This window comes from Accumulibacter sp. (assembly GCF_036625275.1).
GTDB lineage: Bacteria > Pseudomonadota > Gammaproteobacteria > Burkholderiales > Rhodocyclaceae > Accumulibacter.
Genome location: NZ_JAZKUD010000027.1, coordinates 23112 through 48078 on the forward strand (window position 1 = coordinate 23112; position 24967 = coordinate 48078).

At 60.8% G+C, this 24967-nt stretch carries 21 protein-coding genes; 11 read left to right on the top strand and 10 right to left on the bottom strand.

Annotated elements, in window-relative coordinates:
• The first annotated feature begins 314 nt into the window (after positions 1 to 314).
• Positions 315 to 5891 (top strand): pilus assembly protein, encoded by a 5577-nt coding sequence (locus V5B39_RS10810; RefSeq protein WP_332342899.1) that lies wholly within the window; start codon positions 315 to 317, stop codon positions 5889 to 5891.
• A gap of 37 nt (positions 5892 to 5928) precedes the next feature.
• Positions 5929 to 6648 (top strand): energy transducer TonB, encoded by a 720-nt coding sequence (locus V5B39_RS10815; protein ID WP_332342900.1) that lies wholly within the window; start codon positions 5929 to 5931, stop codon positions 6646 to 6648.
• 18 nt (positions 6649 to 6666) lie between these two features.
• Here the strand turns inward: V5B39_RS10815 and V5B39_RS10820 are convergent, their stop codons facing one another.
• Positions 6667 to 8088 (bottom strand): PAS domain-containing sensor histidine kinase, encoded by a 1422-nt coding sequence (locus V5B39_RS10820; protein WP_332342901.1) that lies wholly within the window; start codon positions 8086 to 8088, stop codon positions 6667 to 6669.
• Between the two features lie 581 nt (positions 8089 to 8669).
• On the opposite strand from V5B39_RS10820, the gene V5B39_RS10825 reads away from it, so the two are divergent.
• From V5B39_RS10825 to V5B39_RS10860, 8 genes are all read left to right on the top strand, one after another.
• Positions 8670 to 9842 carry a hydrogenase small subunit gene (locus V5B39_RS10825; protein ID WP_332342902.1) on the top strand — a complete coding sequence of 391 codons (1173 nt, stop codon included), beginning with the start codon at positions 8670 to 8672 and terminating at the stop codon, positions 9840 to 9842.
• Between the two features lies 1 nt (position 9843).
• Positions 9844 to 10872 carry a hydrogenase 2 operon protein HybA gene (hybA, locus tag V5B39_RS10830; RefSeq protein ID WP_332342903.1) on the top strand — a complete coding sequence of 343 codons (1029 nt, stop codon included), beginning with the start codon at positions 9844 to 9846 and terminating at the stop codon, positions 10870 to 10872.
• A gap of 2 nt (positions 10873 to 10874) precedes the next feature.
• Positions 10875 to 12044: a Ni/Fe-hydrogenase cytochrome b subunit gene (gene hybB, locus V5B39_RS10835; RefSeq protein ID WP_332342904.1), complete on the top strand. Its 1170-nt coding sequence runs from the start codon at positions 10875 to 10877 to the stop codon at positions 12042 to 12044.
• Positions 12045 to 12189: 145 nt separating this feature from the next.
• Entirely contained in the window at positions 12190 to 13893 is a 1704-nt protein-coding gene (locus tag V5B39_RS10840; protein ID WP_332342905.1) for a nickel-dependent hydrogenase large subunit, read from the top strand.
• Between the two features lie 89 nt (positions 13894 to 13982).
• A complete protein-coding gene (locus V5B39_RS10845) occupies positions 13983 to 14474 on the top strand; it encodes a HyaD/HybD family hydrogenase maturation endopeptidase (protein WP_332342906.1) in 492 nt (163 codons plus the stop codon).
• The gene (locus V5B39_RS10850; protein ID WP_332342907.1) at positions 14474 to 14779 is read left to right on the top strand and encodes a HypC/HybG/HupF family hydrogenase formation chaperone; all 306 of its coding nucleotides are present in this window, start codon (positions 14474 to 14476) and stop codon (positions 14777 to 14779) included. The genes V5B39_RS10845 and V5B39_RS10850 overlap by 1 nt, the downstream gene beginning before the upstream one ends.
• A gap of 74 nt (positions 14780 to 14853) precedes the next feature.
• Positions 14854 to 15402, top strand: coding sequence for a [NiFe]-hydrogenase assembly chaperone HybE (gene hybE, locus V5B39_RS10855; RefSeq protein WP_332342908.1), 549 nt, complete (start codon positions 14854 to 14856; stop codon positions 15400 to 15402).
• 212 nt (positions 15403 to 15614) lie between these two features.
• The gene (locus V5B39_RS10860; protein WP_332342909.1) at positions 15615 to 16430 is read left to right on the top strand and encodes an alpha/beta fold hydrolase; all 816 of its coding nucleotides are present in this window, start codon (positions 15615 to 15617) and stop codon (positions 16428 to 16430) included.
• Here the strand turns inward: V5B39_RS10860 and V5B39_RS10865 are convergent.
• Entirely contained in the window at positions 16413 to 16601 is a 189-nt protein-coding gene (locus tag V5B39_RS10865; protein WP_332342910.1) for a hypothetical protein, read from the bottom strand. The two genes, V5B39_RS10860 and V5B39_RS10865, sit on opposite strands and share 18 nt — an antisense overlap.
• 327 nt (positions 16602 to 16928) lie before the next feature.
• Here V5B39_RS10865 and V5B39_RS10870 point away from each other — a divergent pair, with 327 nt between their 5' ends.
• Entirely contained in the window at positions 16929 to 17510 is a 582-nt protein-coding gene (locus V5B39_RS10870) for a Uma2 family endonuclease (RefSeq protein WP_332342911.1), read from the top strand.
• Between the two features lie 381 nt (positions 17511 to 17891).
• Here V5B39_RS10870 and V5B39_RS10875 read toward each other — a convergent pair whose 3' ends face one another.
• The 8 genes from V5B39_RS10875 to V5B39_RS10910 form a co-directional block, all read right to left on the bottom strand.
• Positions 17892 to 18518 carry a DUF3299 domain-containing protein gene (locus V5B39_RS10875; protein WP_332342912.1) on the bottom strand — a complete coding sequence of 209 codons (627 nt, stop codon included), beginning with the start codon at positions 18516 to 18518 and terminating at the stop codon, positions 17892 to 17894.
• 12 nt (positions 18519 to 18530) lie between these two features.
• Positions 18531 to 19793 (bottom strand): ABC transporter permease, encoded by a 1263-nt coding sequence (locus V5B39_RS10880; RefSeq protein WP_332342920.1) that lies wholly within the window; start codon positions 19791 to 19793, stop codon positions 18531 to 18533.
• Positions 19794 to 19798: 5 nt separating this feature from the next.
• Positions 19799 to 20515: an ATP-binding cassette domain-containing protein gene (locus V5B39_RS10885; RefSeq protein WP_332342913.1), complete on the bottom strand. Its 717-nt coding sequence runs from the start codon at positions 20513 to 20515 to the stop codon at positions 19799 to 19801.
• 6 nt (positions 20516 to 20521) lie between these two features.
• The gene (locus tag V5B39_RS10890) at positions 20522 to 21043 is read right to left on the bottom strand and encodes a DUF2796 domain-containing protein (RefSeq protein ID WP_332342914.1); all 522 of its coding nucleotides are present in this window, start codon (positions 21041 to 21043) and stop codon (positions 20522 to 20524) included.
• Positions 21040 to 21810: a metal ABC transporter permease gene (locus V5B39_RS10895; protein WP_332342915.1), complete on the bottom strand. Its 771-nt coding sequence runs from the start codon at positions 21808 to 21810 to the stop codon at positions 21040 to 21042. Before V5B39_RS10895 ends, V5B39_RS10890 begins: the two co-directional genes overlap by 4 nt.
• Positions 21807 to 22712 carry a metal ABC transporter substrate-binding protein gene (locus tag V5B39_RS10900; RefSeq protein WP_332342916.1) on the bottom strand — a complete coding sequence of 302 codons (906 nt, stop codon included), beginning with the start codon at positions 22710 to 22712 and terminating at the stop codon, positions 21807 to 21809. The genes V5B39_RS10895 and V5B39_RS10900 overlap by 4 nt, the downstream gene beginning before the upstream one ends.
• 13 nt (positions 22713 to 22725) lie before the next feature.
• Entirely contained in the window at positions 22726 to 24135 is a 1410-nt protein-coding gene (locus V5B39_RS10905) for a hypothetical protein (protein ID WP_332342917.1), read from the bottom strand.
• A 63-nt stretch (positions 24136 to 24198) separates the two neighbouring features.
• On the bottom strand, positions 24199 to 24513 hold the full coding sequence (locus V5B39_RS10910; RefSeq protein ID WP_332342918.1) for a hypothetical protein: 315 nt from the start codon (positions 24511 to 24513) through the stop codon (positions 24199 to 24201).
• Positions 24514 to 24967: the final 454 nt, after the last annotated feature.

The window sequence follows — 24967 nt, forward strand, 5'->3', positions numbered from 1 at the left end:
GCAAGCCGGCGTGGTACTGATGTTCAGCCTGATCATGATGGTGATCATGACGCTGCTGGTCATCTCCATGCTGCGCACCGGCGTCATCGAACTGAGAATCGGGGGCGCCAGCCAGATTTCCGCCCAGAACCTGGCCAATGCAGAAGCCGCCATCTGGGATTTCATGAACAGGAACCGGGGAAATTTCTCCCATCGCGCCCTCATCCTGGACATCCTGGACGTCAATCTGAGCGATGACTACGATTTCACTTCCCGACAGTTCAGCCACCTGACGAATGTCACCCTGACCGCCACCGAAGTGGCGTGCACCGACTTTGCCGGGGTGGGCAGCGGCAACATGCTGGGTCCAAGCGCCCTGCAGGCCGTCTATTTCGACGTTCGGGCGGATGCCAGAGACCCGGTTTTTGCCGGCAGAACCATTGTCAATCAGGGGATTCGCGGCATCTTGCCGCCCGGTGGTTGCTCCTGATCATTCAACAGATGACGATAAGCGAGGCCCGATCATGCTAGCCCCCAACCCGACCCAGAATACCCTCAGGCCCTGGCAACGACGTGTTGCGTGGACCCTGATTGCGGCATTGTCCAACCCGTTGAGCGTGCTGCCACTGTCCCTGTACTCCGGCGCCGCCTCGGCACGAGATACCGACATCTATCTGTCGACGACTTACGCCGGCAGTACCGCGGAACCCGCGGTACTGCTGCTTCTCGACACATCCGACTCGATGAACACCCCGGAAGGATGGCGCGAGTATCCCGGCGCCTACGATTCGCATGTGGAGTATCTCTGGAACGACTCCAACATGATTGATACCCAAATATCGGATACCGTATTGGATCCCGGCAACGCGAACGCCAAATACGGATACTGGGCAGGGGATACGGCCGAGCGTCTGAGACAGAAGGATGCTGCCTCGGCTTACTCCAAAGCCACCGAAACAGGCGATCCTGGGGTGCGCAACGTCTATCGCAACTACAAAAACGCCAGATGGATCTACTGGCTGCCAGCCGACACCCCGGAGACGGACAAGCGGCTGTGGTCGAATTCCTTCAATCGTTGGCTGGGCGGTGTGGCGCAGAGCGGTTTTCCCGCAAACGTTCGTGCGGGGATCGACTATGGGCCGATCGCCGATGCACGTAGCTACAACCAATGTAACGACTCGCTGGAGAAGCTTCTCCCCTCCACGGTCTTTGCGCCAACCCCCTATCCGCGCAATACGGGGAAATACGCCAATCAGCCATGGCAACGCTGGGAACCCTATCTGGACCTGATTAACGGGCGTGTGATGAATGGCGACAGCACCTACCCCAATACCCTCGGTGGCACCCGGACGGCTACCGTGGAGATCGTGGCCGGCAGCGTGGTGGGCACGATCGGTAGCCGTATCCGCGCATACACTGAGTTTCTGGGCACTGCGGGGGGTGGACCCACCTACCCGGTACGCGACAGTTACCCGCGATCGGCTCCGTTTGGCGGTGTCGCCGATATCGGCGAGCAGGGGCAACCCATTCGCACCCAAGGCACCTCCTCGCGTTCAGGCTGGACTGATCTCAAGGCCGACATGGGGGGATTCAATTTCCAGAATTTCGCAGGCGAGTCGCCAACCAATTCGATCTTGTTCGAGTTGCTGAAACTTTATGATATCAGCGCCGATACGACGACGGCCCTGCACAAGGCCTGGAAAGGCAATCGCGACGCCTCGCCGTCACCGGCCTTCGGCCAGATGACCGGCACCCCTGCCTATTACGATCAGCCGGGAACCCTGCTCAGGCTAAGTGCGACTGGCGCAATTACCACCACGCTGTGCACGCGCGCCTGTGTGCTTGATGCCGATCCAGGAACGGATGGTAACCAGGGCGCTTACTCGGCGCATGATTCGGGCACCCCCCCGCTGGATGGCACCAACACCAACAAGTATTGGATCAAGAGTGGCGCCACCTGCCAAAGTACCGGCACCAGCGGTAGCGACTGCAGCACGGAGCCTGCCGCTTGCGGCCCCCCACAGAACCTGAACAATACCTACACGTCCGCCAACCCCGATGACTGCAAGTGGTCCGGTCGAAGCTCGATCCTGGTTGAAGGCACCGGCACCTATCATTATGGCGGCACCTGTAGCGGCACTTGCTATGGTCAGGGCTACCTCAAGGGTGCCAGCGACTGCGCATATGGCGAAAACAGCCCCAACTACTGCAACATGACCTTGGGTAGTATCACCATCGGCTCGACGGTCTATCCGAATGCCGCACTCAACAGCGGAAATGGCACCAGCGTCGGATGCACCAACAAATCTGATACCACCACCACCTGCGCAGTCCGCGAAGGCTCTCCCGGATGTCTCTACCTCTTTAATCCCGCCGGTGCCTGCCCCAATCAGACCATATCTTCCACTACCCCAGGCGATTCGGCCGATTACATCGTCTATCCGTTTGCTGCCGGTACAAACCATCTTGTGCACGACTGCAAGGCCGATAACGGCACGGCGGGCAATCCCGGCAACGGCTTCATGACTGCGGCCACCGACCGAACCTTTGGCCAGGACTGGAACGCCACCAACTCCGCCACCGGAACCACAGCGGCCTATACGCCAAGCGACCCGTCAGCCAGCTATCCCAATGCGGTCGACATGTACTCGGTCAATTACCTCAACTGGAAATTCGGAGCGAAAGGGGCAACAGGAGCTCCGATCGGGCGCAAGACACGTTTGCAGATCGCCCAGGATGCCTTGACTGATCTGGTCGCCAAAACGAACGGTATCCGCTTTGGACTGATGGTTTACAACAAACTGCCCAATGACATCAGCATTCGCAACACTCAAGGCAGCCAGGGAGGCAATGTCGTCTATTCGATCCGTCGCATGGGGTCCAGCGAAACCGATTCCGATTACGTCAATCGCGCGAGCATCTCGCGTGCAATCAACAGCGTAGTGGCCACCGGCACGACCCCGCTGACGGAAGTGATGTACGAAGCCTACCTGTACTTTCGCGGAGAGACCCCCCTGTTCGGAACCAACACCACCTCCGCCGTCGGCGGTGGCACAGTATCGGCCGGCAGCGACCCCGCAGCCATTGTCGCAGGAAAATACGATTCACCGATGATGAGCAACCCGAATCGCACGACCCCTGCGGTTTGCCAGAAGAACTATGTGGTTCTGATTTCGGATGGCGGCCCCGAGAACGACAATCAGGCGGATACCCTGGTTCAGGCACTTACCCAGGGACCTCCTTTCCGGGCGGACACCATCAGGACGCTGCAAGGCACCCCCTCGACGCAGTTCGAAAATGCCGGCCTACCGTATGGCCCGACGGACATCGCTTACCCCAGCAATTATGTCTGGCTGGATGAGCTGACTTATTTCATGGCCAACGGCGACATGTCTCCCGGCGGTGCCACAGCCACTGACTCGCTTACAGGCGTTCAGTCGGTGTCCACCTACACGGTGGGTTTTGCCGGTGGCTCCTCGCCGGTCCTTGAAAAAGCCGCCACAAGCGGCGGCGGCATGTTCTACGAGGCAAAAGACAGTGGCGCACTGTCGGCGGCACTGGCCAAAGCGATCGATACGATCCGCGACTGGAATCCGACGCTTGCTGCGCCGACCGTGCCGATCTCGGCCACCAACCGTTCCGAGAGTTCGGACGACATTTTTCTTGCCTTCTTCCGCCCCAGCCTGCAACAGTCCTGGGAGGGTACGGTCAAGAAATTCAAGCTCAGCAGCAATGCCACTGCCTGCGGGCGGGACGTCGACAACGTGCAAATCCCGCTGTGCCTGACCGGCCAGACGACCTTCGACGGCCTGAAAAACATCGAGGAATTCGACAGAATCTTGAAAATCGCCAGGGTGCGGGACAAGGCCGTGAGTTACTGGAGTGACCCGGCCGCTCCGGATGGCAGCAAACCCAATCAGGGAGGAACCGGACATGTCTTGAAGACGGCGTCCGGATCCACGCCGGCTTCGCGTAAGCTTTACACGCATCTCTCCAGCAGCAGCGAGCCACTCCTGACCCATACCGGCAACGCCATGTCGGAAGTCAATTCGACGATCACCAAGGACCTGCTGGGCGACGCCTCGATGACGGATGCCATGCGGGCAACGATCCTCAACCATGCCCGTGGGGGTGACCCTGCCAGCGCAGGATGCAAGGACTCCGATTCCACGACCGCTTGCACGACATGGCGAACCTGGCCACATGGAGACGTGCTGCATTCCAGTCCGGCCATCCTCACTTACGACGGCACGACCGATCCTCCGGTCTCCGATATGTTCTACATGTCGAATGATGGCCTGTTGCATGCCGTGGATACGGCGACGGGCAAGGAGCAATGGGCCTTCATGCCGGAAGAGTTCATCCCGAAACTCAAGTCGATATATGAAAACCCGGTCGGTGAGCATCTCATCACAGGCGACGGCAGCCCGAGGATTTACCTTGAGGATGTGAACGACGACGGCAAGATCACTTCGAGCGATAAAGCTTATCTGGTTTTCGGCATGCGCCGTGGTGGCCGTGCAGTTTACGCCCTCGACATTTCCGACCGTACGGCACCCAAGTTCATGTGGAAGATCGACCATAGTACGTCCGGGTTTAATGAACTGGGTGAAACCTGGTCCGCACCGGCCTTCACCAGAATGCGCGCAAGCACCGACCCAGTGGTGGTTTTTGGCGCCGGTTATGATCCGGTCGCCAATGACCAGATCTCGGTGACGATCACTCGATCGGGAACAACGGCAACAGCGACCACCCCCGTGGATCATGGTTTCAGCACGGGTGATTCGGTGCAGATCTCGGGCGCGACGCCAGATGGCTATAACGGCGCCAAAACCATCACGGTCACAGGTGCCCGAAGCTTTACCTATACGGTCAGTGATTCATTACACACGCCCCCGACGGGTACGCTCAAGGTTGAGAGTATTACGAGCACGAGCACGCCCATGGGCCGCGGGGTATTTTTTGTGAACGGCGAAACCGGCGACCTGATCAGGAGCTTCACGCCGGCGGCCAGTGCCGGAGCCAACACCCAGGTGTCCGGGATGCTGTTCAGCATTCCTTCGGATGCCGCGCCTCTCAACACCGACCTCGATTCAAACGGTTATACCGATCGTTTGTATCTGGGTGACCTGGGTGGAAACGTCTGGCGTTTGGATGTCGACAGTGACACGCCGTCAAGCTGGACCGCCACCAAGTTTGCTGATCTGACCAATGGGGCAACACCGCGGCGAAGAATTTTCTTCCCTCCCGCTGTAGTGAAACAGAAATATCAGGGGCAGCGCTTTGACGCAGTATATGTCGGGACTGGGGACAAGGAAAATCCCTTGCGCACCGATAACGATGATCTGATGTTCATGATCAAGGATTTCGATACGGGTTTGGCGACGACCGGGAGGTCGCTCATCCAATACTCCTCTGACCCAAGCACGAGTGACTTCTATGACCTGACTGACAATCTGATTCAGTTTGGCACCACAGAACAGCAGACGGCGGCACAAACTGCACTGGTCGGCAAACTGGGCTGGGTGATGAGACTTGAAACTGGCGGAGTGGATGGCGAAAAGGTGGTCAATGCCCCATCGGTGTTCTTCAACGTACTGCGTTTCGGAACCTATAGCCCGCTTGCTTCGGCGTCTGTCTGCCTGCCGCCCGGAAAAGGGACGACGTACGCCATGAACGCGCTCGATGGCAGCGTGGTGATGGATACCGACCACAGCGGTAGTATCACCAGCAGCGATTCGCGCGTTTCCTCCAATTTCGCGATACGGGGCTTTCCCTCGGATACCATCACCATCTTCCATGACAAGAAGATTTTTAGTGAATCCTGCAGTGACGGCAATTGCAAGGCCGATCTGCTCGGCACGCTCGGGGTGGGTCAGCGCACCTACTGGTTCCAGGAACCCGAGAGATGACCGGTAAGCTGCGCCAATCCCGGAGGCGCCTCTGCCGATGACACGGCAACTGGCAGGCTGGCTGCTGCTGTCAGCCTTGCTGCATGCCGAAATGCTATCCATCCTGGGGCCCGCAAGGGCCCCGACCCTGTCCACGGCACCCGCTCGTCTGGAGATCCGAATCGAGAATTCCCGGAAGACGGGAATCAGTGATCCCACGCTACCCGTTGAAACAGCCGCCCCGCCATTGGCCCGGTTCACCATCGCTGAGGCCAATGGTCAGTGGCTATCCGACCCACCCAGTGCGTTTCCGGAGACTCAGCTTCCATTTCCAGTGCCACTCACTGAAACAGAGGCAAACGACCCGCTCTCCACTCCGCAGGAAATCGCTCAAACCAACCTTCCGGATTCCTCCAGCTCACCCAACACTTCCCCAACGCTTCAGCTCCCAATCCAGGAATATTTCTTCAAATCATCCGAACTGGACGAACAACCGTATCCCCTGATCTCCGTGCTACCCGCCTATCCACCACACGCTCAGGTTCATAACCTGGAAGGTTGGGTTCGCTTATTGTTACTGATCGATGCGGGTGGTCGGTTGCGTCATCTGGAAGTGCTGGAGGCCAGCCCCCCCGGCATTTTCGAAGAATCGGCCCGGGCGGCCTTCCGCATCACGCCGTTTTCTCCGGGGCGACGTGGAGGAGAGGCCGTCAACTGTCGGATGATCATCAAGATCGACTTCACGCTCACGGGAATCGAAAGAGCGAGACTCGAATAGTCTTCGTCCATGCATGAATCATGTCCGCGGGCCGTGAACCAGGGTATTGGTCGCTGCAGCCTTTGCTAGCGGCAAGGTCAGGGTGAACCGGGCGCCCCCTTCCTCCCTGTTGGCCGCTTCGAGTCGACCGCCATGACGTTCGACAATGCCGTAGCTGATCGACAGGCCAAGCCCGGTTCCCTGCCCGATCGGCTTGGTCGTGAAGAAGGGGTCAAACAGACGCGACAGATTCTCAGGTGTAATTCCTGGCCCGTTGTCGGCGAAGTGTACCCTGATCATGCCGTCGCATTGCTCGGCGCTGATCTCAAGGCTGGGTGATTCGCTGCTGCTGCAGGCATCACGGGCGTTCTGCACGAGATTCATCAGCACCTGCTGCATCTGGCCGGAAGAACCCATGACCGTCAAGTCCTGCGGCAAATCGATCGTGACCCGAAAATTGCGCGGATCCGCGCGTGCCACCCAGCGTACCGCACGCGCAACGACTTCAGCGAGGTTGAAGGGCTCGGCAGCGCTGCGATCGATGGCCGTAAAGCGCTTCAGACCATCGACGATGTCGCGCGTACGCTCGGCCCCTTCGCTCATGCCGTCGAGCAGCGGCGGCAGATCGGCCATGATGCGGTCAATGCGCAGTTCCTGGCGCAGGTCTTCGAGTTCCGGCGAGCGCGTACAGAGGTCTGAGTGCATTGCTTGCAGGTAGGTTTGCAGACGCGCAGTGTAACGCCGGAGCGCCAGGACATTGCCGAGAACAAAGCTGATCGGATTGTTCAGCTCATGCGCGACACCAGCCACCAGACGTCCGAGTGACGCCATTTTCTCGGCCTGCAGAAGCTGTTGCTGGGTCCGCTTGAGATCGTCATGGGCCTGCCGCAGTGCGTGGTAGGCACGCCGCAACTCGCCCACTGGGCGACCGGTGAGCACCATGCCCACCAGCTTGCCGGTTCCCGAAAGGCGCGGCGTGCAATTCAGTGAGACCGGTAGCGGACTGCCATCGCGACCGCAGATCAGTAGCTCACAATCCTGGACGGTTGCCGGACGTACCGGCGAGAAAAAATCGCGGGCACGTTGCTGCGACGCGGTATCGGCGAAGAGATCGCAAAGGGGTTGCCCGCGCAAGACGGTCTCGTCCTGCCCGATAAAGCGGCACAGCGAATCGTTAACCTCCTGAATTGCGCCGTGCCGGTTACAAACGATCAGGATGTCCGACATCGACGCCAGAACGCTCTCGATGAACTGCTGCGAGTCCTCGAGCGCGGCATTCTTCTGCTCGAGGACCACCTCGTATTGCAGGAGATCGTTGTAAACCTCGTCCATCTTGCGGATCACCTCGACCCAGACCGTCTCGTCCACGCCCTCAATGGCGGAAGGCAACTCGGGCAGGGAGTCGGGGGGAAGCAAGGGACGCCGCAACGGTCGCTTGGCAGGTAACTCAGGGTTGGACATGGCGCGATCGTAGAGCCAATCGACGCATGCTGCAACGATCAACGAGGGCGACCACTGCCCCGAGCATGCGGCGACCGGGAACGAATAGAACGCATCGGGAAAGTCGGATCGAACCTGGCTTTACTTGCGCCATATCCGACAGATCTCCGCCGATGAGGCCGGAAAGAAAGTATCCATTTCGTCAGACAGATTGCAAAGACAAGTTTGATTGCAGTCCCATCGGAAGAGCCTACATCGATGTTTTTTATATTTATTCTTTCCTGGCACGTTTTTTGAGTGCATCACCTCCGGTTAATGTGAAAGTTGTGTATGCGACTCACGAATCTTCCTCGCCCTCGCGCCGCCGTAGCCGGCCCGCAATGCAGCGCGGACCGTGGGAGGAGTCGGGGCGTGAGATGGGGAATTCGCGGAGCATGCTCCGCACCCATCGAACAGTTCCGGCGTGCAAGCCGGAATGCGCCCTGCAAGGAAGGAAAACGGTCATGACTTTCATGATCGGGGGTATCTGGAAAAGTCATGACCGTTAGAGCAGCTGTAAACCTCCCGGCCAACAGTCGGACGACCAAATAGGGGGCAGTGAGATGGCAAATACCAGTCTGCTGAAGCTGGAAGGTAATTCACGTATTGCTGCGGCAAGTAAACGACTTGACCTGTCGCGACGGGAGTTTTTGCAGTTCTGCGCCACCATCGCTGCCAGCCTGGGCTTGCCGCAAGGTGCTGACGCAGCCATTGCCGAGGCGGTCGCCGACAAGAAGCGGCCGTCGGTGATCTGGCTACAATTCCAGGAATGTACCGGCTGCACGGAGTCCATGCTGCGCTCCGAGCACCCGACGCTGGAAAAGCTGATTCTCGATGTCATTTCCCTCGATTATCACGAAACGCTATTCGCTGCAGCCGGCCACCAGGCGGAACAGGCCCGCAAGACGGCCATGGCCGAGAACAAGGGCAGTTACCTGCTGGTGATCGAAGGAGCCATCCCGACGCGCGATGGCGGCATCTACTGCAAGGTCGGCGGCCAGACGGCGGTCGAACTGACCCAGGCATGCGCCGCCGATGCGGCCGCCGTGATCGCCATTGGTTCCTGTGCAAGCTGGGGCGGCATGCCATCGACCGACCCCAACCCGACAGGTTCTTCAGGCGTTGCCACGGTCCTCGGCAAACCGGTCGTGACGATTCCCGGTTGTCCACCCAACCCTTATAACTTCCTGTCCACGGTAGTGCACTTTCTGGCATTCGGCAGCTTGCCGCCGGTCGATGATCTGGGCCGACCCAAATTTGCGTATTCGCGCCTGATTCATGAAAATTGCGAGCGACGCGCCCACTTTGATGCTGGCCGTTTTGCCATCGAATTCGGTGATGAAGGCCACCGCAAGGGCTATTGCCTCTACAAGCTGGGTTGCAAGGGGCCGGAAACCTACGCCAACTGCCCGACCATCCTGTTCGGCGACGCCGGTGCCGGCACCTGGCCGGTCGGCTGTGGTTGCCCGTGCATTGGCTGTACCGAGCAGGGTGTCGGCTTCAGCAAGCCGATTCACATGCTGGCGAAAGTCAAGAACGTCGAACCTCCACAGCAGTACCCACGCATCGTCGAAGAGAAAGGAATGGGCGCAACGCTGGGTTCGGCCGCGGTGCTGGCCGCGGTAGCGGGTGCGGCGGCTGGCGGAGCGGCCATGGTGGCGCGCAATCTTGGGCTTTCCCATCAGGCCGAGAAGGCTGCCAAGGCCCAGGCCGCGAGTGAAAAAATGGAGGTATGAGATGCCTGCCGACATTCCCGATACCCGAACCGAGGTGAACTGCCGCCGAAAATTCCTTGAGAGCTGCATGGGTGCTGCCGGTACCGCACTGGTTGCGAGTGCCATCAGTGTCCGGGTTGAGGCACGCGATACCTACCAGCGCCCACCCGAAGCGCTCGGTCTGCTCTACGATGCAACCCTGTGCATCGGTTGCAAGGCCTGCGTCGCCGCCTGCAAGCAAGCCAACGACAATCCGGCCGAATTCTCGACGACCGACAAGCTGTGGGATACCCCGCTCGATACCAGCGGCTATACCTTCAACATCATCAAGATGTATCGCAGTGGAACGATGGCGACCAAGGACGATGAAACGAACGGTTACGCCTTCATGAAGACCTCGTGCATGCATTGCGCTGACCCATCCTGCGTTTCCGCCTGCCCAGTCACGGCGATGACCAAGGATCCGAAGACGGGTATCGTCGCCTACGACGCCGAAGCCTGTGTCGGCTGCCGGTATTGTGTCGTCGCCTGTCCGTTCGGCATTCCCAAATACCAATACGACTCGCCAACCGGCAAGATCGGCAAGTGCGAACTCTGCCGGCATCGCTACAAGGAGGGTCATTACTCGGCGTGCGCCGAAGTCTGCCCAACCGGCGCCACGCTCTATGGGCGGACCAGCGACCTTTTGTCCGAAGCCAAGCGACGTCTGGCGCTCAAACCGGGCAGCGTGACCACCTATCCACGCGGCAACCTGAGCGGCGGACCAGACCAGAGCTATGAAGGCTACGTCGGCAACTACAAACAGCATATCTATGGTGAAACCGAATACGGCGGCACCCAGGTGCTCAAGCTCTCGGCCGTCGATTTCGAGAAGGTCGGGATGCCCTATCTGTCACCCAATTCGTCGGCGTCGACCTCGGAAACGATTCAGCACACGCTCTACGGCGGACTGCTGGCACCGTTCGCCGTACTCGGCGTGATGACCTATGTCGCCAAGCGCAACGTTCATCATGAGGACGATGCGCCGGCGGACAAACCCGGGAAGGAGTGATCATGAGCACTCTGCAACACGCCAGACCGGCACCGGTCGGTGGCAGCATGTTCAATGCCACGACGCTGGTCTGCTGCATGCTGATTGCCGTTACCGCAACCATCATCCTCGTCCGCCTGTTTTTCGGACTGAGTTCGACGACCAACGTCAACGATGGCTACTCCTGGGGTATATGGGTGGTGGTCGACGTTTTCATCGGTTCGGCACTCGCCTGCGGCGGTTTCTCGATGGCGCTGCTGGTCTATATCTTCAACAAAGGCAAATACCATCCCCTGGTACGTCCAGCCTTGCTCGGCAGCCTCTTTGGTTACACCTTGGCCGGCGCGGCCATTACCTTTGATCTGGGCCGCTGGTGGAATTTCTGGCATATCTTCTGGCCGGGATACTTCAACGTCAACTCGGTGATGTTCGAGGTCGCGGCCTGCATCACCTTGTACATCATCGTCATGTGGATCGAGTTCTCGCCGGTTTTTCTCGAGCGCCTCGGCCTGCGCGATGCCCGCCGGAAACTCGAGAAGGTACTGTTCATCTTCATTGCCCTCGGCGTCGTCCTGCCGATGATGCACCAGGCTTCGCTAGGAACGATGCTGGTAGTCATGGGCGGTCAGGTCAACCCGCTCTGGCAGACACCGATTCAGCCGCTGATCTACCTGCTTTCGGCGATCATGCTCGGTTACGGAGTGATCCTCTTCGAATCCTGCGTAGCCGCTTCAGCGTACCGGCGCGAAATCGAGGTCTCCCTTCTCAACCCGATGGCGAGGGTCATGCTCGGCATCATGGCCCTGTTTCTGGTCGTGCGTTTTACTGATCTCGTCGTGCGCGGAGTCATCGGCCAGGCGTTTGCACCGACCTGCGTCGCGCTGACTTTCTGGGTCGAAAACGCGTGTTTGCTGGGCACATTCCTTCTCATCGGCACCACCGAAGCGCGCCGCAATCCGGCCCGCTTGTTCCTCGCCGGCATCGCGGTCATGCTCAGCGGTATCATGTTGCGACTCAACGGCTTCCTGATCGCTTTCGACACAGGACCGGGCTGGAACTATTTCCCGTCCGTACCGGAACTGCTGGTCACCATCGGGATCTTCGCCGCCGAAGTGTTCGGGTATATTTACATCACCCGCCGATTCCCGGTCCTGCCGCGTGAAGAAACGTACGCCCAGCCGGCACACCGCTAACGGTCATGACTTTTCCAGGCACCCTCGATCATGAAAGTCATGACCGTTTCCCTCTCCCCCGACCCCTCCCCCGCGAGTGGGGAGGGGAGATTCATGAGTCGCTGACGCGACTTTCACATTAACGCTCTTTTCAGGAGACAACAAGATGTCGCAAAGAGTCACCATTGATCCGGTCACTCGCATAGAGGGTCACCTGCGCGTTGATGTCGAAGTCGACGGCGGCAAGGTCAAGAAAGCGTGGGCATCGGGCCAGATGTGGCGCGGTGTGGAAAACATCCTGATCGGTCGCGACCCACGTGATGCCTGGGCGATCACCCAACGCATCTGTGGCGTGTGCACGACGGTACATGCGCTGGCTTCGGTCCGCGCAGTGGAAAATGCACTCCAGCTCGAACTGCCGGTCAACGCCCAATACATTCGCAACATGATCATTCTGGCGCATGCCGTGCACGATCACATCGTGCACTTCTACCACCTCTCGGCGCTCGACTGGGTGGACGTGACCAGTGCCCTCAAGGCTGACCCGGGCCAGGCAGCCAGCCTCGCTGAAAGCCTCTCGAACTGGTCCGGCAACAGCAAGGCCGAATTCACCAAGGTCAAGGAACGCCTGAGCGGCTTTGTCGGCACCGGACAACTCGGTATCTTCACCAACGGTTACTGGGGTCATCCGGCAATGAGGCTGTCACCGGAGGTCAATCTGATCGCGGTGGCACACTATCTGCAGGCGCTGGAAGTGCAGCGGCATGCCAACAAGGTGGTCAGCATTCTCGGCGGCAAGACCCCTCATATCCAGAACGTCGCCGTCGGTGGCGTCGCCAACGCACTGTCCATTGACTCGCAATCGGTGCTGACCGTCGAACGTCTGCTGGCAGTGAAGGACTGGATCGATCAGCTCAGTGACTTCGTGAAGAACGTCTACCTGATCGACGTCGCGGTGGTTGGTGGTTTCTATCCCGAGTGGACAACGATCGGACGCGGCATTGTCGATTACATCTCGGTGCCGGACATTCCGCTCGATGGCAGAAACACCCAGTTTGCCCTGCCTGGCGGCCATATCGCTGGTGGCGACCTGAGCAGCTTCAAGGAAATCAAGACGCATGACGACGCATACTTCAAGGAAGGGGTCGAAGAATCGGTCAAGCATTCCTGGTACGAAGGTGGCAAGGGTCCCCTGCATCCCTACAAGGGCGAAACTCGGCCGCAGTACACCGATTTCCAGGAAAACGGCAAATACTCGTGGCTGAAGTCACCGACTTTTTATGGCAAACCGATGCAGGTTGGTCCGCTGCCATCCGTGCTGGCCATGGTTGCCGCCAAACATCAGCCAGCCATCGACTACGCAACTCATACACTTGAACTGGTGTCGACGGTCGCCAAGACCAAGGTGGGTCTCGATGCGCTGCACTCGACGATTGGTCGACACGCGGCGCGTGCCGTAGGCTGTGCGGTACAGGTCGATGAACTGGCGCGTCAATGGGATCTACTGCTTGCCAACATGGCCAAGGGTGATCTGAAAACCTTTAACAAACCGGTATTTCCGAAGGGTGAAATCTCCGGTGTCGGCGTACACGAGGCACCGCGCGGCGTTCTCTCGCACTGGTTAGTGATCAACGACGGAAAAATCAGGAACTATCAGTGCGTTGTTCCCACCACCTGGAATGCCGCACCACGCAACGAGAAGGATGAACCTGGCGCCTATGAGGCCAGCCTCGCCGGAACACCGGTCGCGATTGCCGAGCAGCCGCTCGAAGTGTTACGCACGGTCCACTCCTTCGACCCCTGCATCGCCTGTGCGGTGCATGTCGTCGACGAGAAGAATCATCCGGTGGTCAAGGTCAAAGTGGCGTAGGCTCGCCAGCCTGGTCTCGCACTCCATTCGCCGAGAGGCCAGGATGCTGTCCTGGCCATTCTTCCCTTTCTCTCTGAAGTGGACCACCGATGCGCATCGTCGTGCTGGGTGTTGGCAATATTCTGTTGAGCGATGAAGGGCTGGGAGTGCGTGCAATCGAGCGCCTGCAGCGCGCCTATTCCTTCCCACCGGAAGTCGAATTGATCGACGGCGGCACCTGCGGCATGGAACTGCTCGAGGATATCGAGTATCTTGATGCGCTGATCATGGTGGACGCCATCCGTGCCGACAAGGTACCGGGAACGCCGATCCTGCTCACCGGCGGCGCCATACCGGTATTCTTCAAGACCAAGTTGTCACCACACCAGGTCGGGCTATGCGATGTGCTGGCAACACTCGAGTTCCTGGGCCGGGCACCCAAAGACACCACCATCATGGGCCTGCAACCGTACTCTTTGGCGCTGGGCATGGAACTCAGCAGCGAAATCGAGGCCAGCATGCCTGCACTGATGCAGATGCTTGTCGCGCAACTGGCGACGCTTGGAATCAGCGTCCAGCCACGTGCCCCCGAGGCCGCCTGATGTGCCTGTCGATTCCGATGCAAATCGTCTCCCTGGAAGGACCCGACCTGGCGATTGTCGAGCGCCGGCAAGGACCATCGCTGCTGCGGGAGCAGGTCAATCTGATGTTGATTGGTCCTCAGCCGCCAGGGACATGGATTCTGGTCGCCCTCGGCCTGGCCAGGGAAGTTCTTGACGATCAGGAGCGGGCGCTGATTGAAGATGCCCTGGCGGCGCTCGCCTCCTCACGGGCAGGAAGCTACGACCCATCGCAGCATTTTACCGACCTGGGCAGCCGATTCCACGCTCCGAGCGGCCGGCCATGAGCCCGCGTTCCCGCAATGCAGCCTTTCAGGTACCGCAACCGCCCTCTGCGATACCCCTCAGCGAGAACCCGGCAATGTGCCTGGAGTCGATGTTTCTGGAGATCTGGACAACCAGCATGCGTGATCTGCCTTTTGTCAATGCCGCCTTGTCGGTTGAGGCGGTCGGCTTCCGCCGCTGGAATTCTAGCAGAGCGTCCGTGCTCGATCCGCAGCCTCGGGCAGCCAGTACCAGCGAGGTGGGCTGTGCATTGGGTGACTGGGTAGGTGCAGTGATTACCCCTTGGTTCATCAATCTTTTTGTCCTGCCCGGCGGCGGCAACCTGTGGTCCGACCGACGTTCCGGCGAGCACTGCCAGATTAATTTTCCAATTGGTCCGCTGGAATTCATCGCAGATTACAGCCCATCAGCCGTCATCCCCTCCTACCAGTATTGCCCGTTATTCGCTCCTCCCAGCCAGATCGCCTCACAAGCCGCCGCGCGCGCCGCCGCCCTTGCTGCACTCGATGCCATGTTCAGAACGCCCGGCGAAGAAGCGGGTCCTGGTTTGAAGTCTGTCAGCACGACGACAGAGCCCGCAGATCCCCTTCGGCGCGCCTTCTTCCGTCGCGTCGTCCGACGCTGACCGCACACCTCGTCGCGACGAGTTTCTCCGAGTGGAAACTCTCGGCTACTGACGCCACAGCCTGCTGCGCAAGACCCCCCTTCGGGCCTGTGAACCTGTTTCCTCATGATGACTCGGGGGTTTACAATGGCCACTCCCCGGACTCAGTACCCCCTTCAACCCTTTTCTGCGTGTTCGGTTCGATGATGCATTTCCTAGCCGATGATAATGAAGTGATCCACCTGCAGGTGTCCGGCAAAGGCTCGCCGATCATCATGTTGCACGGCTGGACAGCCAGCCACCGCGAATGGTCGCCATTTCTTGACCAACTGACACCACATCATCGCGTCTTCCGCTGGGACGCCCGAGGACACGGTGGACATCGACTGACGCAAGAAACCGTTCCAACAGTACAGCGAATGGCGCAAGACCTGCGTAATCTGATCGAACACTATCATCTGGACGATTTGGTAGCCGTCGGCCACTCCATGGGCGCCCTCACCCTGTGGCAGTACATCAAGGAGCATGGCTGCGAAAAGCTGCGCAAGGTCTGCTTCCTGGACCAGTCACCAAAACTTCTCACCGATTCTGAATGGTTCAATGGCATCTATGGCGATTTCGACCACGACCGTTCAGCCACTTTCCTGAGCCAGCTCCAGACCGACTTCGCGGAATCCGTTCTCCTGTTGGGTGCAATGGGCCTCAACGCGAACGCCAGGGAGAAGTATCGCACGGGCTCGCGGGGCCTCGATAAGGCACGGCAATGGCTGAACGAACAGGATCCGGCCCCGCTGATTGCCTGCTGGGAAAGCCTGACCGAGGCCGATTACCGAGAAACCCTCGAGAGAATCAACATTCCTGCCCTGCTGGTCTATGGTGGTGCCAGCAATTACTACCGCAGCGAGACGGCACACTACGTTCAGAACAAAATCGCCAACGCGGTACTACACATCTACGAAGGCACCGATCACTCGCCACACCAATGGGATCGCGAGCGCTTCGTTCGTGATTTGCTCGACTTCATTGATGCGTCATCCCATGATAAATAACCGCTTGGCAAAAGGGCTGATGACCGTACCGATCGTTGCCAGCACGGTGGTGCCCCAGGCGGCGATCTGTGGTCCCCATGGTTGCAGCCAGCGGGTACCGGCATGGAGTTCGCAGTCCTTTTTGACCACGCCGTCTTGAGGCGGGATGACTTCCGGGGGCGGCGAAAACACCGCCGATCGTCCCCGTGCCACGATCACCGGCGTGAGTGCGCCATGGTTGGTACGAGGTCTTGCCGTTGCTTAGCGTCGGCGTCGAGCACCCCGGACAGTGGATCGACTCGGAGCCGTGATATTCGGTCCCGTCCAGCACGAACAATACGGGATTAAATTTGGAACTGCTGACCGTGCTGTGGGCTACTTGCGGAGGGAACGTTGATTCTCCTATCCTGGACGTTCCAGGCGGGCAGGTCTGGTCATCGTTACCCCCGTCCGGGCGAGTCGTCCGCCTGCCAGGAAGGCGAAGATGATAGTAAGGTAGGTGGGAAAGGAGTACACGAGATGGCACTGGCTCTGCGTGATGACCAAAGGCATACCTATGGGGAATACCTTGCCTGGCCGGAGGAAGCGCGTTACGAGTTGATCGATGGCATTGCCTATGCCATGGGCCCCGCACCCTTGCGGCAGCATCAGCGAGTTGTTCTGGAAATCGCCAGACAGATCGCCGCCGCAGTCGACGGCGGGCCTTGCGAGGTAAACGTCGCACCGTTCGATGTCCGGCTACCTCGTGGTAATGAAGGGGACGACCTCATCGACACGGTCGTTCAGCCGGACATTGTCGTGGTGTGCGATCGCTCGAAGCTGGACGACCGAGGCTGCCGGGGGGCCCCGGACTGGCTGGTTGAAGTGCTGTCGCCCAGCAGCGCGGGACACGACCAAGTACGCAAGTTGTTTCTTTACGAGCGTCATGGGGTGCTCGAGTACTGGTTGGTTCATCCCGCTGATCAGGTGGTCACTGTATACCGACTGGAAAACGGGTCTTACGGGCGACCACTTGTGCAGGAACTTCTTGGTACGCTCTCCTCCAGCGCTTGTCATCACGTGGAGATCGACTGGGACATCATCGTCCGCGGCCTGCGCTAGCTCTGCGCGGGCGCACGGCTTGCGAGGAAGGTTGCCGATCCCGAGGCGTCCGCCTCGAAGGCGCCTTTGATGACGAGGCAGTGGAAGTGCGCCTACGGATGGAGCAGTGCACCAAAGCGGAATAGATGAAGGCCACCGCGCCGATCCGGGAACCCGGAACCCACAGCCGGGCAGGCGGCGCGGCGCAAGGCTGGTTCCACGACGCTGAGGATCGCGAACGACGGTCCTCGCTCTTCCTCCCGGAGATGACGGTCACGCCAATCCAACCGGCTCCAAACCCGGCTTGCCGCTGGCGATCCAGCCGGTTTCCAGGTCCTGCCGGCCCGGAACCGTCGGCAGCATTCGGCGCCACGCCAGGTCACGGGCGTCGACAATCTGTCGTCAGCGCTTGCTGTAGGGAGTGACCAGTTCACCCTGCATCCGGTATCCGGAGGCACCCCAGGGCGAATCGGAACGGGCGATGGCCAGTGCCCCGCTGACCCATACCGCATCCATGCTCTGCAAGCCTTTCAGCGGTTTGGCAAGGATCACATGGATGATCTGGTTGGCGGGCGGTGGCGGCACGTGAATGCAGGCGCCGAAATAGGGGACGAGAAGGAACTCTGAGACCTCGTCGCCCTTCTTTTCCAGCGGCACCATGAAACCGGCGATGCGGATGCGCTGACCGCGCAGGGATTGTTCGACGGGGGCGTTGTCCCAGCTTTCCCGAAGCCGTTGCAGCGCCTCCATGGCGCGCGGGTCGGAGTCCTTGAGCGTGCGCAGGTCGAGCCCCTTGAACGCCTGCTGGGGGTCCCAGTCCTTGGGGACCAGTGCATCCCATGGCGTCTCCTTGTAAACGGCTTCGGGCGAGGTGACCGACTTCGACGGCGACAGGCGATCGCCGACGCGATAATCGCTGCGAGCATCGGCAGCGCAGGCGCTGCCGACAAGGCTCAAGGGCCAGACGGCGAACAGCGCGAGAGCGGCCACGGCCGCGATCGGGCGAGAGAAAAACGCAAGGATTCGCATACGAGGAGTCCTTTACAGGCGGGGAGTCAGGCCATCGGCCAGGGAGATTCGGTAAGCGCGGTAGCCCGGCAGCAGACTGGCGACCAGGCCGACGGCGATGACGGCGCCGAGGAGGGCCAGTTCGTCGGACGAAATCCAGCGGGCGCGGATCGCCAGCCCGTAATGCGCCTGCACGAGCGGACCCAGCAGCGCCGTCAGCAAGGCCAGCAGGGCCACGCCGAGCAGCGCGCCGAGGACGGTGACGAACAGCCCTTCCGCAGTCAGTAGCACAAAGATTTCGCTCGGGCGCGCACCCACCGAACGGAGGATGGCAAGTTCGCGCCGTCGTTCACTGAGGCCGGCGAGAACGACCGCCACCAGCCCGGCCAGGCCGACCGCCACGACCATCGCCGAGACGGCAAGCAAGGTTCGCTCGGCGATGCCGACCACCTGCCAGAGCTGATCGAGCGCGACGCCCGGCAGTACTGCCAGCAGGGGCTCGGCGGAACGGGTGTTGAGGTCGCGCTGGACCTTGAACACCGCCGCGCGGCTTTTCAGTCCCACCAGAACGGCGGTGATTTCCTTCGGCGTCAGATCGAACTTGCGCACGTACTCGGCAGGAATCGACAAGCCCGGCAAGGGCGCGCCGCCCTGCCAGTCGAGGTGGATGGCCTGTATCGCTTCGAGGCTGACATGGACGCTGCGGTCCACCGGCGTCCCGGTCGCAGCGAGGATGCCGACCACCGTGAACGGCTTGTCGGTGTGTTCGGCCAGGCTGACGTCGCCCATGCCGTGACTGAGGACGAGCTGATCGCCGGGACGGTAGCCCAGACGTGCAGCGACCTCGGCGCCGAGCACGGCATCGAAGATCTCGGCAAACGGCTTGCCTGCCGAAAACGCCAGGGCCTGCGCATCCCCGTACCGAAAATGTTCAAAGTAGGCCGACGAGGTGCCGATGACCGGGAAACCGTGATGCGAGTCGCCCAGCGACAGCGGGATCGACCAGGCGACGGCCGGATTCTCGGCGATCGCGCGGTAGCTTTGCCAGTGGATGTTGTGGGTGGCTTCGCCGATGCGAAAGACGGCGTAGAGCATCAACTGGACCGGGCTGCTGCGCGCACCGACGACCAGGTCGGTACCCGCAACCGATTGTGCAAAGCTGTTGCGCGCCTCATGGCGAACGCGCTCGACGCCGAGCAGCAGGGTGACGCTGAGGGCCACGGCAAGCAGCGTCATGCCTAGCGTCAGTCGACGGTTCCAGGCGCTGCGCACAGCCAGCAGAAGGAGCGGAGTCAGCGGAGTCACGCGGCTTTCCCTTCGCCGCAGGCCGGGCTGATCGACGCCAACGAGAGCTCGCGGTCGAAGCCTGCGGCAAGCCGCCGGTCATGACTGACGAAGAGCAGCGTACTGCCCGCCGCCAGGCACTCGCCAGCGAGGAGCGCGAGAAAGGCTTCCTGCCGCTCGGCGTCGAGGGCCGAGGTCGGTTCGTCGGCAATGACGATTTCCGGGCGTCCGATCAGCGCGCGCGCCGCCGCTACGCGCTGCTGCTGACCGACACTCAGGGACGTGACGCCCTGTCGGTACAGAGCCACCTCGAGATCGAGATGAGCCAGCAAGCGTGCGGCCTCGTCGTGCAGCGAGCCACCGGCCGCCATCGCACGCTCGCGGCGACGCGCCGAGAAACGGCACGACAGGAGCACGTTATCGACCACTGAAAGATAGGGAATGAGGTTGAACTGCTGAAAGACGAAACCGACATGGTCGGCGCGAAAGCGGTCGCGCGCCGAGGGTTTGAGGCGTGTCAACTCGCTGCCGAGCAGCCTGATCCGCCCAAGTTCGGGTACCAGCACGCCGCCCAACAGCCCGAGCAGCGTGCTCTTGCCGCTGCCGCTTGGTCCATAAAGGAAAATGCGCTCGCCTGCACGGACCTCGAAGGCCGGAATGTCGAGGCAGAACCCGTTTCCTTGCGACCAGCGAAAGCGCAGGTTCTCGATCTCGATGACGGTTTCCAACGGCATTCCGGACTACCAGGCGATGTTTCGTTGCTGTGGCGAGAGTCGGGCAGCCGATTGTCCGCGAGGCCCCGCCACCTGAACATCAAGTCGCTTCAACCTCGGGAAGGCCTGAAACAGCCCCACTTCGAGCGCACGCAGGGCTTCGGGATGCTCGCAGCGAAAAACGAACTCGCCATCGAGGTCGGCATGACCGTCGCCGGCGGATGGCTTCATCGGCTCCAGTACCGGCGATTCCAGTTTCACCGACAGCGGTGTGCAGGCGGCGGCCGGCGAGGCTATGAACAGGCCGGCCGGTTGATTGAGGCGTTCAGCCATTGCGCGCACGGCGGCTTGCTGCTTTTCGGTGCGGGGCGTGTGTTCGAAACCGACGAGGTTGTTGAGCGGGCTTTCGAGGTTCAGCGTCAGGTTCTTGCCGTCGACGGCCACCTGCAGGCTGGCGACACCATGCACGTGGGCGGCAGGTTCGCCGGCAGCGGTGGAAAGCGGCAACAGACAGACGGTGGCGATGAAGATGCAGGGTAAGCGGTTCATGGTACAGATTCCTTGATCAGTTGTGTGGAGACTGCGTATCCCCCCAGCGCGAGGGCTGCCATCACCCAGACGATGGTCGGACCGCTCGGCAGATCGAGCACCGTCGATACCAGCAGCCCCCCGGCGTAAGCGATGATGCCGAGCAGCCAGGCGGCAGCAAGCCGGCCCTGTAGCATGCGCCGGGTCGCCAGCGGTGGAACGATCAGCGTCGCGAATACAAGATAGAGACCGACGAGTTGCACGGATACCGTCACGGCAATGGCGAACAACCCATAAAATCCGGCACGTCCCAGGCGTTCACGCCAGCCGAACCAAAGCACGAGGATCGCCGCGTAGACCACAGCATGCCACGCCAGCCGGCCCGGCTGCACCCAGAGAATCTGTCCGATCAGCAGGTCGCGTAGATGCTCACTGCCGTGAACATTGCTTGCCAGCAGCAACACACCGCCGGTGGCCGCAAGAACGAAGACGACGCCGATGGTCGCCTCCTGCACCTCCGGCCAAAGGCGCTCGGTCCAGGTCAGAAGCAGGGCGCCGGCGAGTGCCGCCGCCAGCGCCGCTACCTGCACGGCAGTGCCTGTCGGCTCGAATCCGAGCTGATCGGCGATCAGCACGCCGCAACCGGCGATCTGCGCGATCGCCAGATCAATGAAGACAATGCCACGCGCGAGAACCTGCATGCCGAGCGGCACATGCGTTGCCGTCACCAGCACGCCGGCGACGAAGGCCGGCAGCAGGATCGACAGGTCAAATACGACCGGATTCATTGGCTACCTTTTTGCAGCCGCTGTATGGTGTCATCGAAGAGCCCGAAGAGATCCCTGGCCGAATCGTCTCCGCCAACGGTGAAGGGCAGGACCACGGGAGGGATCTTCGCACGTTCGGCGATCCACTGCGACGCCCGGTCGCTCTGGTACGCCGCGCGAACGACCATCCTGGCCGGCTGCCGTTGCAGCAGGGCGAGGACTGCCGAGAGGTGCTGGGTGGTCGGATCGATTCCCGGCTTGGGTTCGAGTGCGGCCACCTGCTGCAATCCCAGCCATGCATTGAGGTAGGCAAACGCGTTGTGGTGGACGACGATGGCGGTAGCACGCAGCGACGCGGCCTGCTTTTCCCATTGGGCGACCGCCTTGCTCCAGCGTTCCGAGAATGCCTTGTGGCGCGCCTGGTAATACGCGGCATTGGCCGGGTCGAGATCCGCCAGACGGGCGGCGAGCGGTGCAGCCACGCGCGCGATGTTGCGCGGGTCGAGCTGGATGTGCGGATTGCCGGCCGGATGCACGTCGCCGTCGGCACGGTCGAGCCGCAGCGGCTTCTCGAGCATGCTGACGAAGGCCGTCGCTTCCAGATAGCCGGGCTGGCCAGGTTGCACGCGGGGATTGCCAGCCTGCCGCAGGACCAGCGGCAACCAGCCCACTTCCAGCTCGGCGCCGGTGGCAATCACCAGGTCGGCGTTGCGCGCCCGTGCGATCAGGCTGGGTTTCGCCTCGACGTGATGCGGATCCTGCAAGGCGTTCGTCGCAGCGTAGACCTTGACCTGATCGCCGCCGAGTTCCTCGGCGAGGGCTGCCCATTCAGGAACGCTGGCAAAAACGTTGAGCGCCGCCAGCGCCGGCAGGGCGAGAAGCGTCAGCCCAAGGCCCAGGAAGGACCTGACATACCTTTTCATGGCCTCTCCTCGCTCAGTAACTGTGCGCACCGTGCGCGCCCAGCGTCAGAATGTACTGGACGAACAGGATGTTGTCGGTGAAGTCGGGTTGCAACCTGCTCTGCTGATACTGGATGCGAAAGCGGCTGAACTCGGACGGCGTGTAGTCGAACATCAGCGAGTAGCGCCTGGGATTGAACGACGAAGCGCTCAGGTAGTCGGCGTTGCCGCCGTAGTCGACACGTCCGGGATCGAGGGAGTCGTAACGGGCTCCCACTCGCCACTCGGGCATGAACTGGTAAACTCCCTGCACATAGAAACCACTCTGGCGTGAAGTATTCTTTGCCGTGTTGGTCAGACCAAGCGCACCGTCGCTGTCGTAGCGCAGGTCGCCGCGTTCCTTGCACCAGAAGTACTCGCCCTGCAGCTTGAGGTTGGTTTCCCTGGCGTTGCCCTTGGGCGCGTACTTCCAGACGAAATCGGCGATCGCGACCTGGCTGCGGCCGCTGAATTCCAGTTGGGCCGGATTGCCGTTACGGTCGATTTCCGTATGGGTCCGTTCGTTCGGCCGCAGCGTGAGCCACGACAGACCGGCGCGCCAACTGTTGCTGACGTTGATGTCGCCACCGACATGCGCGTGCAGCGCGCCACCGCCGATGCCGTTGCGGCCATTGCTGCGTTCGCTGCCGGGGAAACTCGATCCGTCGCCGATTTCGGCGCCGAACTGCAGATAGGTGTCGGTCGGCGCAAGCCATCTCACCTGCAGGCCGTCGTTCCTGAACTGGCCTCCGAAAAAGGCCTGATAGACCAGCGGCGCATCGTAGAAATCCCAGGCATGCTGATGCTGGTCGTTGAGGTAGCCGACGCTCGACAGGAAACGACCAAATTTCGGCGTCACGCCGCCGGGCAGCGCCGTGAACACGCCGTATGCTTCCTCGACCTCGACATTGTTGTCCGGTGTCAGGGCAAGGATCAGATTGCCGAAGAACTTGTGGTCGACGTTGGCGGAGAATCCCAGTTCCGATTCGGCGATGCTAAAACCGCGTTTGCCGGGGCCGATATCGCCACTCGGGACGAAACCGGCGATCGCGTACTTGTCCGGATCCTTCGACTGGTTGATGTAAGCGCCCTGCAGTACGGCAGAAATGGCGGGATTGAAGGCGCTGTTGCCGGCGCTGACGGCCGCCGGCGTTACCGCCGGAGCTGCCGCCACGGGGAGCGCCGCCGGCGAAGCGGCAGGCACCGCGGCCGAAGCCTTGGCGCTCCTCGCCTCGGCCTCCTGCAAGCGGCGATCGAGGGCCTCGATGCGGGCTTCGTAGCTTTGTTTCAGTTGCTGGATCTGCGCCTGGACCTCGGCAAGTTCGGCATCGCTGGCGGCAGCGATTGCGGGCACGCTGAGCAGTGCCAGCGCGAATGCGCTGGACATCTGAATGAATCTGGACATGCTTCTGCATCCTCTAAACGGGGTTGATTTTTGCCGACCGGAAGGGCGGCGAAAGCAAATGGTTCAGAGGTGTGCGGGCGGGGCGCGGCTGGAATAGCAGGCGGGAACGCAAGCCCGGCGGATGGCCACGCTGACGTCGACGAGAGCGAAGTCACCCAGCGCCTGGTCAAACGGCGGCGGCTTACCCGGTACGGCACTGGCCGCTGCTGCGAGCAACAGACACTCGATGCAGAGCCGATCGCTGTCCGGATCCTGCAGATCCTTCCCCTGCATGGCTTGCCGCCATTCGGCGAGATGTCCCAGGTCGTGCACCTGCACCTCGTGCTGCATGCCAAGCAGCAGGAAAGCCATGACCACCCCCAGAACATTGCGAAGCATCGCGGCTGCCCGCTGCCCGGACAGGGGGGAGAATGGTGGGAAATGCCGGGCCGACGGTTTCATACGCACCCGGCCAACGGCTTGGCGGCATGGTCGAAACGCGGCAGGTCAGCGATTTGCTGCCGGTGGCGAGCGTGCAAACACCAAGTGGCCATCGGCGCACCAGTGCCACAGGTAGCGCCATTGATTGCCGAGAAGACGTCAGCAGGAGAAGGTCTCACGACAGAATGGAAACACAAAACCCTTACCAACGCAACATTGTTGCGTTTACTTTGTAGAGAACAAGTAATCTGTCCGGGTTTGTAGCAGATGATCTGTCCGATTTATCGTAAGCGTTCAGCGCACCCACCTCTGGGTGCGCACAATCACTCTGGTTTTTTGAGAGGCAACAACTCGTCGATGCGGCTATACGGCCAAGAGGGGAGTTTCTCCAGGGTGTTGGTAAGCCAAGCCA